General features: G+C 51.6%; 11 protein-coding genes, 1 pseudogene and 1 riboswitch. Of the genes and pseudogenes, 4 read left to right on the top strand and 8 right to left on the bottom strand.

The features are described from left to right. The 5 genes and pseudogenes from A8990_RS28435 to metA all read right to left on the bottom strand — a co-directional run. Nucleotides 1-186, bottom strand: a pseudogene (locus A8990_RS28435) (IS4 family transposase); the annotation flags it as partial. Nucleotides 187-377: 191 nt separating this feature from the next. Then, nucleotides 378-1514, bottom strand: coding sequence for a cyclic dehypoxanthinyl futalosine synthase (gene mqnC / locus A8990_RS28430; protein WP_116192396.1), 1137 nt, complete (start codon nucleotides 1512-1514; stop codon nucleotides 378-380). 172 nt (nucleotides 1515-1686) lie between these two features. Then, complete coding sequence (locus A8990_RS28425) at nucleotides 1687-2847, bottom strand: aminotransferase class I/II-fold pyridoxal phosphate-dependent enzyme (protein WP_116192395.1); 1161 nt, start codon at nucleotides 2845-2847, stop codon at nucleotides 1687-1689. Between the two features lie 6 nt (nucleotides 2848-2853). Further along, on the bottom strand, nucleotides 2854-4014 hold the full coding sequence (locus A8990_RS28420) for a PLP-dependent transferase (protein ID WP_116192394.1): 1161 nt from the start codon (nucleotides 4012-4014) through the stop codon (nucleotides 2854-2856). A gap of 33 nt (nucleotides 4015-4047) precedes the next feature. Next, on the bottom strand, nucleotides 4048-4965 hold the full coding sequence (metA, locus tag A8990_RS28415; protein WP_116192393.1) for a homoserine O-acetyltransferase MetA: 918 nt from the start codon (nucleotides 4963-4965) through the stop codon (nucleotides 4048-4050). Between the two features lie 99 nt (nucleotides 4966-5064). Further along, a riboswitch (SAM riboswitch) is annotated at nucleotides 5065-5172 on the bottom strand. A gap of 524 nt (nucleotides 5173-5696) precedes the next feature. On the opposite strand from metA, the gene corA reads away from it, so the two are divergent. Further along, the gene (corA, locus tag A8990_RS28410; RefSeq protein ID WP_116192392.1) at nucleotides 5697-6638 is read left to right on the top strand and encodes a magnesium/cobalt transporter CorA; all 942 of its coding nucleotides are present in this window, start codon (nucleotides 5697-5699) and stop codon (nucleotides 6636-6638) included. Nucleotides 6639-6743: 105 nt separating this feature from the next. Here corA and A8990_RS28405 read toward each other — a convergent pair whose 3' ends face one another. Then, entirely contained in the window at nucleotides 6744-7391 is a 648-nt protein-coding gene (locus tag A8990_RS28405; protein WP_116192391.1) for a metal-dependent hydrolase, read from the bottom strand. A gap of 73 nt (nucleotides 7392-7464) precedes the next feature. Continuing rightward, entirely contained in the window at nucleotides 7465-8736 is a 1272-nt protein-coding gene (locus tag A8990_RS28400; protein WP_116192390.1) for an MFS transporter, read from the bottom strand. A 196-nt stretch (nucleotides 8737-8932) separates the two neighbouring features. On the opposite strand from A8990_RS28400, the gene A8990_RS28395 reads away from it, so the two are divergent. From A8990_RS28395 to A8990_RS28385, 3 genes are all read left to right on the top strand, one after another. Beyond that, nucleotides 8933-9841, top strand: coding sequence for a LysR family transcriptional regulator (locus A8990_RS28395; RefSeq protein WP_116192389.1), 909 nt, complete (start codon nucleotides 8933-8935; stop codon nucleotides 9839-9841). Nucleotides 9842-9865: 24 nt separating this feature from the next. After that, nucleotides 9866-10675: a histidinol-phosphatase gene (locus tag A8990_RS28390; RefSeq protein ID WP_116192388.1), complete on the top strand. Its 810-nt coding sequence runs from the start codon at nucleotides 9866-9868 to the stop codon at nucleotides 10673-10675. Nucleotides 10676-10836: 161 nt separating this feature from the next. After that, nucleotides 10837-11700, top strand: a complete 864-nt coding sequence (locus A8990_RS28385) for an EamA family transporter (RefSeq protein ID WP_116192387.1) — start codon at nucleotides 10837-10839, stop codon at nucleotides 11698-11700. Between the two features lie 22 nt (nucleotides 11701-11722). On the opposite strand, the gene A8990_RS28380 is transcribed toward A8990_RS28385, so the two are convergent. Then, nucleotides 11723-12559 (bottom strand): DUF695 domain-containing protein, encoded by an 837-nt coding sequence (locus A8990_RS28380; RefSeq protein WP_116192386.1) that lies wholly within the window; start codon nucleotides 12557-12559, stop codon nucleotides 11723-11725. Nucleotides 12560-12632: the final 73 nt, after the last annotated feature.

Genomic DNA, 12632 nt, shown 5'->3' with positions numbered 1-12632 from the left:
CAAGAGCTCCTTGTATAGGCTGTTTCCGCCCATTGAGATCAGGAGCTGCATAACCGTTTCAAAGGGTAACTTTTTCTTTCGCGTAAAGTCTTTTTCGGGGTTTTTGACATACAGTGCTGGTGCGGCTGACATTTCTTGAATAAGGGATGTCAGCTTTTGTTTTAGTGAATTCGCGTACGTATTCATGGGCGAAACCTCCTCGTTTTTTCAAGGGGCTTCGCCACACATTTTCAACTGCTTGTCAAGTTCTTTTACTCTTTTTCACGCAAAAAAGGAGCAGGCTATCTTTCGATAACCTGCTCCTTTGCATAGATATTTGGTTCAACACCTTAACTTAATGACATTGCCTCATTGGGGAAGCTTTTTTCATCTAATTTTTAGTTCTGCATAACAAAGTCGTTCAGCGCATGCTCGGACTCGTCGTACACTTTAAGAATGTTATACTTCGTATCGCGCTGGGCAGGGATTCTGCCTGTCTCGCGAATCAGGCGAAGGATCGATTCGATGTTAACTTTGTGCGTCGTACCCGCCGCGGAAACGACGTTCTCTTCAATCATCGTGCTGCCAAAGTCATTGCAGCCGTAGGACAGCGACAGCTTGCCGATGTCCGGGCCCATCGTTACCCATGACGATTGCAAATTATCGATATTGTCGAGCGTAATCCGGCTGATCGCGACCGTCTTCAGATATTCTTCAGGCGTCGCTTTCTCCCGTTTCATATTCGTGTTCTCCGGCTGGAACGTCCACGGAATGAACGCCAGGAAGCCTTTGGAGTCGTAGCCGTTCGCGATGCACTCATCCTGCGCATCACGCACGCGGAGCAGGTGAAGCGCACGCTCCTCCATCTCTTCGCCGAAGCCGATAACCATCGTCGCCGTTGTGTTCATGCCTACGCGATGAGCCGTCTTCATAACGTCCATCCAGTCGGTCCATGAGCCTTTCAGACGGCTGATCTTCCGTCTTGTCCGGTCGTCAAGAATCTCACCGCCGCCGCCTGGCAGCGAGTCAAGACCTGCTCTGTTCAGCTCGCGCATCACTTGCTCAAGCGTCAAGCCATCAGATACGGTTACCATCTTATGAATCTCCGCCGGGGAGAACGAATGCATCGTAATGCTCGGGAAGTTCTGTTTGATCTTGCGGAGCAGATCCGTGTAATACGTGAAAGGCAGGTTCGGATTCACACCGCCTTGCATGAGGATTTCGGTGCCGCCGACATCCATCGTTTCTTTAATCTTCTGCAGAATCACTTCGTCCGGAAGCACATAGCCTTCCGCCGATCCCGGCGCACGGTAAAATGCGCAGAAACGGCAATAGACATCACATACGTTTGTATAGTTAATGTTGCGTCCTACAACGAACGTTGTAATCGGCTCAGGATGACGTCTTTCTGTTAGCTGGTTGGCCACATGGCCCATTTTCTCAATTTCATCGGATTCAAATAACGCGACAACATCTTCGAGTCCGAGTCGTTCTCCTTGCAGTGCTTTGTCCAAAATACGATCTACTTGTTGCACAGGGAGACCTCCTTCTCTATCCACTTTTCCGTACCCAGGTTGGTTTCAATTTATACTACCACAAACGATTGACATACGTCATTTCGTGACTGCCAGCGTAAAGCCAAGCCTTAACGGCGAAAAACGCGGCTAGTCCGCTAGGACTGCCGCGTATCGCTTTATTTGCGCCTAATTAGCCTTTCAGCGCCTGGTCAAGATCTGCGATCAGATCGTCAATGTCCTCTAGACCGACGGAATACCGGAGTAAACCGTCCGAAATACCGCGTTCATGACGCACTTCACGCGGCATTGCCGCATGGGACATCATCGCCGGGTAAGACAAAATACTCTCTACAGCGCCAAGACTTACCGCTACGAGCGGCAGCTTCACCGCGTTGAGCACCGCTTTCGCGCGATCGCCGTCACCCACATCGAAGGAAACGACGGCGCCATAGCCCTTGGACTGTTTCTCGTGAATTTCGCGTCCCGGATGATCCTTCAGCCCCGGATAGTAAACGCGCACGATATCCGAGCGGCCATCTAGCCATTCCGCAAGCTTGCGAGCACTCTTCTCGCTGTGCTCCATGCGCGCTTGCAGCGTCTTCATGCCGCGCATCAAGAGCCACGACTCTTGTGCGCCAAGCACGGTGCCGAGCCCGTTCTGGAGCTGCTTCAGACGCTTACCGAGAACCTCCGTGCGCACGACAGCTAGTCCAGCAAGCACGTCGCTGTGGCCGCCAAGGAACTTCGTTGCGCTGTGCAGCACGATGTCTACGCCAAGCTCAATCGGACGTTGGTGGTACGGTGTCATGAACGTATTATCGAGCAGCGTGATGAGCTCGTGCTCTTGCGCCCATGCCGTAACCTCAGCGATGTTCGTAATCTTCAGCGTCGGGTTGGATGGCGTCTCCATGAAGACCGCCTTCGTATTCGGCTGCAGCGCCGCCTTCACCGCTTCGAAATTCGTCATATCGACGAACGTCGATTCAATGCCAAGACGGTTCAGAACCGTTGTCAGCAAGCGATATGTGCCGCCGTATACATCTTCCGTTACGATAACGTGATCGCCCGTCGAGAAGAGCAGGAATGCGGTAGAGATCGCCGCCATGCCGGAAGCGAATGCGAAGCCGCGCACGCCGCCCTCAAGCAGCGCAATGTAGTCCTCGAGCGCTTGGCGGGTCGGGTTGCCGGAACGGCTATAGTCATGCGTCGGCGGGTTAAAAATATCATGATGATGGAAGGTCGACGCCTGATAAATCGGAACGCTCGACGCTCCGGTTGTTTCGTCAATTTCAGAGCCGAAATGAATCAGCTTCGTCGCGAATTGCTTCTCTTGGTTGTTGTTCTCTGCCATTGCCTCTTACGCCTCCCCAAGCTCGCGCTTAGCCGCATCGAATGCTTGCGCCAAGTCTGCGATGAGATCATCGGCATGCTCGATGCCGACGGAGAAGCGGAGCAGACGGTCATCTACGCCGATCTTCTGGCGAATTTCCAGAGGAATATCCGCATGCGTCTGTACTGCCGGATACGTCATGAGCGATTCAACACCACCGAGGCTCTCCGCGAAAGCGACCAGCTTAATGTGGCGCAGAATCGGCTCCACATAAGCGGCATTCTTCAGGCGGAACGAGAAAATACCCGTATTGCCGGAGGATTGACGGTTCTGTACGTCATGTCCTGGATGATGCGGCAGTGCTGGATAATAAACATCCTCAATGGCTTCGTGCGTCAGCAGCCAGTTGGCGATTGCGGTTGCGTTCGCTTGATGGCGCTCCATCCGCAGCGCGAGCGTCTTCATGCCGCGCATGAGCAGCCAGGAGTCCTGCGGACCAAGCACCGCGCCGAGCGAGTTGTGCAGGAACGCCATTTGTGCAGACAGCTCCTGGCCTTTCGTAACGATCAGGCCAGCAAGCACATCGTTATGGCCGCCGAGATATTTGGTCGCGCTATGGACGATAATGTCTGCGCCAAGCTCAATTGGACGCTGGAAGAACGGCGTCAGAAGCGTGTTGTCGACGATCGTCAGCAGCCCTTTGGACTTCGCCCAAGCGCATACGCGCTCAATGTCCGTAATCATCATAAGCGGGTTCGTCGGCGTCTCGATTAGAATGGCTTTGGTCGCAGGCGTATACAGCTCGCTAAGTCCGTCGATATCGTTCGTGTCTACATAAGAAGCAGTCACGCCGAAACGAGTCATAATTTTCTCAAGCAGACGATATGTACCGCCGTACAGATCCAAGGATACGAGCAGGTGGTCGCCTTGGCTGAACAAGGAGAATACAGTTGTCAGTGCAGCCATGCCGCTGCTGCAGGCAAAGCCCGCGTCGCCGGATTCCAGCTCAGCTGCTGCCTCTTCCAGAACGGTACGGGTTGGGCTCTTCGTACGTGCATAGTCGAAGCCCGTGCTCTCGCCAAGCTTCGGGTGACGGAAGGCTGTCGCTTGATAGACCGGGAAGCTGACCGCTCCGGTAACAGGCTCTTTAATGGATCCAATTTGCGCTAAACGGCTTTCAATTTTCATCTGAACGCGACTTCCTCTCACCGATATATTTTATTAAATGCCCGCCCCGAGATCATACGGAGTTTGCTGATAAACATAATAGTTAAGCCAGTTCGAGAACAATAGGTTCGCGTGCGCTCTCCAAGTGGATAGCGGCTGGCGCGAAGGGTCATTATTAGGATAATAATTTTTCGGCAGGGCAATGTCCATCCCTTTTGCTACATCGCGGTCGTATTCGTATTTCAGCGAGGACGGATCGTATTCCGAGTGTCCCGTAACAAAGACCTGTCTACCGTTCTTAGACGCTGCAAGGTAGATGCCCGCTTCCTCGGATACCGACAGAATGTCCAGATCGCCTACAGCAGCTACATCCTCATAACGAACTCCTGTATGACGGGACTGCGGAACGAGGAACATCTCGTCAAACCCGCGAACGAGCGGCACGTTGCGCTTCTCGACCGTGTGCGGGAATACGCCGAACATCTTCTCATCGAGATCGTATTTCTGAATGCCATAGTGATGATACAGCCCTGCTTGTGCGCCCCAACATATATGGAACGTCGACGTTACTTTGCGAGCGGACCAGTCCATAATGTCCTTCAGTTCTTCCCAATAGTTCACTTCTTCGAAAGCAAGCGTCTCGACTGGCGCGCCAGTGATGATCATCCCGTCATAATATTCATGCTTGATATCTTCAAACGTCTTATAGAACGACTCCAGATGCTCGGAAGATGTATTCTTCGACGTATGTGTCTTCGGATGCAGCAGCACGACTTCCACTTGCAGGGGCGTGTTCCCGATCAAGCGAAGCAGCTGCGTCTCAGTCGTTTCCTTCGTCGGCATCAAGTTCAGAATGGCGATGCGCAGAGGACGAATATCCTGATGATACGCAACCGTCTCATCCATCAGGAAGATGTTCTCATTCGTCAAAATATCTTTGGCTGGCAGCTGATCCGGTACTTTAATTGGCATAATTCTCTCTCCTGTCTGTTGGTCATTTCTTGGAGAAGGAGGCATGAAAAAAAGCCCCTCTCTGGCAGAGAGGGGCATAACTTGTCATCGTTCATGCGCCTCTCATCTCTCAGAAACTGTACGTTTCCGCAAGAATTAGCACCGTGCGTATTCACGCCGGTTGCCGGGCTTCATCGGGCTAGTCCCTCCGCCTGCTCTTGATAAGAAAGCTAACTTATTCAGTTGAAATTAATCTTATTTCATACTTTAAATGATTCGCGTTTCCGCGTCAAGAAGCACCTCTCAATCATGGGCGAAACCCGCGTAACCACGGGCTTTTCGCGGCATATGGTATAACGTAGAAAGCATCGTTACTTTCTGCTTGTATGGAATGACACTGTCGGAGTATACTAGACAAGAATTGCGTGATTATAATGCACATTTTATGGGTTAATGTACACTAAAAATCACTCGATTCCAAACTAATCAACCAAAACGTGCTTAAAGGGGTGTTTACGATTATGGAAGGCGACCCGAGGCCTGCGGACAACCGCATTGATAACCAGTTTAGAGGACATAGCGCATCGGACCGTACACAGGCCGACCATATTCGCACCTGCACCCCTGCCGTTATTTGATACATTCATTGTAAGCAGGTTACGCGAACATGGGTTGCTTGACGTTAGGCCCGTTCTATTTCCTCTTGCCGGCATCCGGGAATGTGTAACAACGTGATGAGAGGAGGAACGCGGATGAAAATTCGTCTTGTAAACCAAGGTGTTTTTACACCGATTGACGACATCGAGCAAGCAGTCTACCCGCCAACCGAGGGCTTCTATTGGATTGACGCGGATGTGGATGATCTTGCTGTGCTTCAACCGCTGTTCGCTTTGCATGAACTGGCCGTCGAGGACTGTTTGAGCGAAGAAGAGCAGCGGCCGAAGATTGAAATTCATGAGCATGAAGGCCATTATTTTATCGTTATAAACAGCATCCGATTTGATGATGAAGAAATTTTTCTGCGTGCCTTGAACATTTTCTTAGGGCAGCATTATATCATTACCGTTACGAAGCAGAAGATCAACGAGCTGCGTGCGCTGAAGCCGATTCTGCTGGAGGAACAGGTCAGCCGTCCTGACCGTTTCCTGTATCACCTCGTCGATCTTGTGGTCGACAACTACTTCCTCGTAGGCGACCGAATTGAAGTGCGCATCGAGAGCTTGGAGGAAGACATTCTGGTGCACACGAAGAAGTCGCATCTGAATGAAATCATCGGTCTTCGCTCGGAGATTCTGTGGCTGAAGAAGGTACTGGGTCCACAGAAGGAACTAATCGCGAAGCTGAACAAAAAGGATCTGAAGCTCATTGATGGCGAGCTGCAGAAGTACTTCAGCGACATCTATGAGAATGCCGTGAAGATCGCCGAGACCTTCGATACGTACCGCGATCTCATGGGCAACTTACGAGAGGCTTATCAGTCCTCGGTTGCGAACCGCGCGAACGAAATCATGCGCGTGTTTACGGCGCTGACGACGATATTCATGCCTCTGACCTTCATTACAGGCATTTATGGGATGAACTTTGACTACATTCCCGGCCTGCATTTGCACGGCGGCTCCTACATGCTGCTGACGTTCATGCTGCTGCTCGGGTTCGGAATGTTCTACGTATTCCGCAAGAAGGATTGGCTATAACGATAACTTGACGATACGCGACGATAACGCGATGATAATAACAAAGAGGCTCTCCCGGGTTTCGATGTACGGACCTGGGGAGCCTCTTCTTATTGCGCCCTGTTTTTAGAAAAACGGCAGCTTGAACGTTTTCTTCGTCAGCGGATACAGCCATTTGACGCCGCTTGGCGTTAATGTATCCGCTACAAGATGAGAGACGTAGCCGCATACGGCCGTATAGGCAACGCCTGGAATGCCGATCTGCTGCTCAAGTCCCCAGCCGATCGCTCCCCATGCAATGACCGCCCACACCGTATGAGTAAGTCCGCGATGGTTTAGCCATGGTACCCACGCGATGTACACGCCTAGTCCCATGAGCCAGTTCATTTGCACCATGAACCCGGTGTACAGCAGAACACCGCCGATGGCGCTGACCAGCGCATTGCGTATCGCGCCATTCCGGGATAACATGCCTAACAGCAGAACTGCAGCCGATCCCGCTGCGTATAGCGGATAGAAACTGCCGCGTACTGCATACAGATACACCGCGGCGCCGGTCATAACAATTCCGCCCCACAGCATGAGCTCCCGAATGAGCCTTGCTGCCTTGCTCAGCTTACCGCTAAGCATGTTCGTGCCGTCGAGATCCGCGCTGAGCGCAGAGAATGCTGCGACGATCATAAATACAGCCACGTTCTTCGGCGTGATGGGATGCGTCGCTGCCGCTGCTACCCCAATTGCTGCTCCGATCGCCAAATGTGTTGTTCCTTTCATACTTGCCTCCTACATCGTGACTGACAAAGCTGCTGCTCCTTACGGTTTTCTACTCGCCTAACTCGCCTGATTGTTAGTTGTGCTCCAACGCGATTGCTTCTTGTCGTCCTTTATCCAAATTCACATAAACAAGGATGATGATGCCGATGATGAAGAACGCCAGCAGCGCCAGAATACCGAGTCTGCTAGATCCGGTAATACTGCCGACGACGGAGAATACGGCCGGACCAGCCACCGCGGCGAACTTGCTCGACAAGCTTAAGAAACCGAAAAATTCCGCTGACTTCGAGGGCGGAACAAGCGTCGCGTAGAGCGATCTCGCTGTCGCCTGGCTGCCGCCTTGCACGACGCCGACAAGCACTGCAAGCAAGTAGAAATGAAGCGCACTCGTCATGAAAAATCCAAGTATAACGATTAACACATAAACTAGCAAGGAGCCATAGAGCGATTTTTTCTCGCCTACTCGGGCTGCCACTTTAATAAATAGGAGCGTACATGGATAACCGACAAACTGCGTAATGAGCAGCGCAGCAATGAGATCACTTGTCTCAATGCCAATACCGGCTCCATAGATCGTCGCCATGACGATAACGGTATTGATTCCGTCGTTGAAAAACCAGAATGAAGCCATATACTTAAGCAGCTCCGGGTATTGCTTCAGCGTACGAATCGTTGAACCGATCCGCTTCATGCCGCGGCTGATCGCATCTCCGATCCCTGCAGCCTTTCCTTGAGCCGTCTCCTTGACGTTCCGGATAATAGGCAATGAGAAGACGATCCACCAGATACCGACTGTGACGAACACGATTTGCGTAGCCAGCGTTTTGCTCGGAAAACCAAGCTTCTCCCAGCCTTCAATCATGATTAAGTTTACAAGCAGCAGCAGTCCGCCGCCTAAGTACCCCATCGCATACCCTTTATTACTGATCGAATTGAGCGTAGCCGGCGTAGACACCTCGGTAAGGAGTCCATCATAGAACGTGTTTGATGCGGCGAACCCAATCGTCCCGATCACAACAAGAATGGATGCAAACAACCAATCATCCTCACCAATCAGCCCCATCGCAATGGTCGCAACTGAACCAATGAGCATGAAGATCGACAGAAATTTCACCTTGGAACCAGCAAAGTCAGCAATCGCGCCCATGACCGGACATAGCAGCGCTACGAATATCATCGCGATCGTCTGTGTGTATCCCCAGTAGTTCTCAGCAGTATTTCCAGCCAAATTAGCACCAGCCACAGTCTTGTAAAAGACGGGCATCACCGCGGCCATTACGGTCGTGGCAAAAGCGGAATTCGCCCAATCATACATAATCCAACTGCGTACGGCTTTCGTATTCATTGTTTAATCGCTCCTTTAGGGCTTCTTCCGGGCAACTACACCATTCGACAATGTAATAGGAAGTTCCTGCTTTCTCGCTTTATTCCATTAAAGCTGCGATCAACCTCATCATGGGTACCTTTTGCTGTTCGCAAGTTTTTCCTTTATAATCAATCATGACCGTGATAAAAATCTTTGATCGCTAGGGAGGGATTCCGTGAACATTAACCAGCTTGAGACGCTGCTAACGATCTCACGAACGATGAGCTTTCGTAAAGCAGGTGAACTGCTCAATCTCACGCAGCCTGCTGTTTCCGCACAAATAAAGAGCCTCGAGGATGAGTTTAAAACGGTTCTAATCGATCGGAATCAGCCTGTTACGCTAACCGACCGCGGTCAAGTGTTTCTCGAGCATGCCGAAAAAATATTATCGATCGTCGAGGACTTGAAGCAGAAGCTGTCCGATTTGAGCCAAACGCCCCAAGGACATATTGTGCTTGGAACGACATCGTCGATTGCGATTCAAATTTTGCCGCGCGTGCTGTCTTATTTTCAAAACCAATTTCCGCTTATCAAAACGACGATCCACTCCATGCCTTCTTCCGGGGTCATGTCGAGTGTCGAGAACGGTTCCGTGGACATCGGCATTACGTATCTATCCGAGCGCGAACGCAATCCGAATCTGGAGTCGTCCATTCTCTACTATGACACGTACGAGCTGGTCGTTGCGCCCGAGCATCCGCTCGCTCATTTGAAGCATACTACTGTAGAATCATTGAAGGACATTCCCATGATTATGCTCTCTCCGGATACATTAGGACGGAGATTTCTGGATCAAATCTTCCGCAAATTCAACCTGCAGCCGAACATCGTCATGGAGCTGTCGAGCAGCGAGGAAGTGAAGCGGATGGTCGAGATCAACCTCGGCGCTGCCGTTGTCTCCAAGCTGTCGATAGACAACGAAGTCCGGTTAGGCACCTTGAACCGCATTAAAGTGAATGAATTTGACATGAGCCATCCCGTCGGCCTCGTCTATAAGTCGGGCCGTTACATTAACTCAGCGATGCAGCAGTTTCTAAGCGATTTGAAAGGGATGCCCGAAGATCAATTCATAAGCAGCGAGTAGCTGATATCCAAGGAGGGATTTCGTTTGAAGTTCGATCTACATACGCATCATTTCAGATGCGGACATGCGGACGGCAACATCGAGGATTACATTCAGGCCGGCATTCGTGAAGGCCTCGGCGTTATTGGGATATCCGATCATTCCCCTTATTTTGGCAGCAAGCAGGATCAAGAGAACCCTGGCATCGCGATGGCGAAGAGCGAGTTCGCGAATTATATCGACGAGGTGCTGCGGCTAAAAGCAAAGTACGAGGGTAAAATCGACGTGCTGCTTGGTGTCGAGTCAGACTTCTTCCCCGAGCATGCGAAGCTGTATGGCGATATTTATGAGGGGTATCCGTTCGATTACATCATCGGTTCGGTGCATCGTTCAGGCGGGGTCAGCATCTTCAACCGAAACCGTTGGAAAGGCCAGTCCGAAGAGCAGCAAGTGAAGCAGAAGCTCGAATATTACGATCTCATTAAGCAATCTGCACGAAGCGGCATGTTCCAAATTCTCGGCCATATCGATGCGATGAAAGGCTACTATCCGGCATTCTCGGCGATTCGCACGGATGATGCCATCGATGAGACGCTGCAAGCGATTGGCGAGAGCGGCGTATCCATTGAGATCAACACCTCCGGTTCAACGAAAGATGTAGGCGGCTGGTACCCTTCTGATGCAATTCTGGAGCGTGCTCTGCATTACGGTGTGTCCGTGACGTTCGGATCTGATGCGCACCGCCCTAGCCGGGTCGGCGACGAATGGGAGCTTGTTGCGAAGCGCTTAAAGGAAATCGGCTTTAAGCAGTGGGTGTATTACAAGCAGAAGCAACCGGTCGTTGTCCCACTATAAGGGTAAAAAAAGTGGACCTGCGAAGCGCAGGTCCGAATTTATATTATAAAAAAGGGGGTCTTGTTTATTATAGTACCCCCCGATTGTAATGGGCACGTAACAGGAACATTTCAATTGTGTAACAAATTTCGATCATGTACTCGAGAAGTTGGTGGCTAGCGATGTGGTTTGCAGCAGCCATCGGCAGCGCTATTCTGTTCGGACTGGCGGGCTGGTGGATGAAAGTGTCCCAAATGCAGAACGGCTCTTCCGCTTATCTGCTGCTGGGACTATACATATCAGGCACTTGCGGCTTCGGTATTCATGCCGCCGTGGAACATACTTTGGCGGCATCGCTTGGCGACCCCCGCGTATGGCTCGCAGGCCTGCTAATTGGCGCAGGTTCAGCGCTTGGCAATGCCTTATTCATGAAGGCGCTGGAATGCGGTCCAGCCAGTCTCACCTCTCCGCTGACAAATATGAACATTATACTCGTCATCGGACTCGGCATGCTCGTGTATGATGAACCGCTTAGCGGTACCGAGCTTGGCGGCGTTCTTCTGCTGCTAATCGCAGTCGTACTCGTGTCGGTCAGAGGCAGGGCTGCGGATGCCCGGATTCAATCGCAGTGGTATTTCTACGTCGGCGTCAGCATCGTGCTGTTCGCGATCCGCAATGGCGGCTTGAAAGTAACCGATGAGCTCGGACTTGAGAGCGCACCGATTCTATTCGTGGCGTACAGCTTGTCCATTCTGTGGTTCGCTTGGGCCGCTTGGAAAGAGAAGCTGCCTGCGAACCGCCGCACGAGTCCGAGTGCAATCGGGATGCGCTGGGGCATCCTCGCCGGACTTTTCTCGTATGGCGGGCTGCAGCTCTATGCGATTTCACTGGAGACGGGACAGGCTAGCATTGCTGGCCCCATCTTCTCCGCCAACAGTCTCGTCGTCGCCGCAGGTGCAATTGTGCTCTATCGGGAACGGCTGAGCGCGAAGCAGTGGCTTGCTTTTGTCATGACGATTGCCGGCCTCATCCTTATTCGGTTATAGCTGTGTGCGGTTACGCTTAACGCTATGCGTCGCGCCGTGGAAGCATACGTCGTACTGCCGCTTCCACGGACTCAAGAGAACGCTTGACGGAGCGGCGCATCCGGTTAAACGTCGACAGCTTCATCACAGAGCCCCAGCCGTCATAGCGGCCTCCGCTCCCTTCAATCAAACCGTGAATTTCGCGCACCCGCTCATTGACCGTATCAAGCCGCACATCCTCGAAGCGGCTAACGACGAGCGGATAAGGATAGCCTTGATCCGTCCGCCCCTCCCTCTCCTTCTCAATGACGTAGCCTCGCTTCTCCAGCATCGGTACAATTTCCCGCCGGTCCACGTCCTCCCGAAACAGCAGCCAATGGTACACATTGCGCGGCTGCCCGATATCGTCACCTTTATGAATAAGTGCATAAATCATCTGCGCATTATGAATAAATAATTCCTCTAGCGCGTCTGGCAGCATAAACGTATAGAAGGACCATTCCGGATCTGGCTTGCGGTACACTTGTGCACGATATGGCCAATTGTGTTCCAGCCAGTCATTCAGCTCTTGATCATTGAAGCGGCTGCTGTCCAGAAAATAATAAAACTCAAGCCGTCTCGCAGCGTTAATTCGCCCGATGTAAATCGCATCCGAAGTCTGGCTCAGCCAGTGTTCCAGCTTCGACTCCAGCTGCTCCAGTTCCTTAACAAAATTCCGAGTCGTGCGGTTATTCGCACGGACCGGATACAAATTAATCGTAATGGATAATAATTCGGCATAATCCTTAAGCGGATATGCGCCCTTGTAGCCAATGTTGATCAGAACGCGCATATGCTCTGATGCTGATCGGCGTTCATAAAAACCCCAGTTGTCTGTCATCGTGCACCCCAGGCATGTGTTAAAAATAAAGAAGACTGCTCGTCCAACCTGTATTATAACGGGTATGCTCCTA

The sequence above is a fragment of the Paenibacillus taihuensis genome, from assembly GCF_003386535.1.
GTDB classification, from domain to species: domain Bacteria; phylum Bacillota; class Bacilli; order Paenibacillales; family Paenibacillaceae; genus Paenibacillus_Z; species Paenibacillus_Z taihuensis.
The sequence above is the reverse complement of the archived record's forward strand: the minus strand, read 5'-3'. Positions and strand labels throughout refer to the sequence as shown.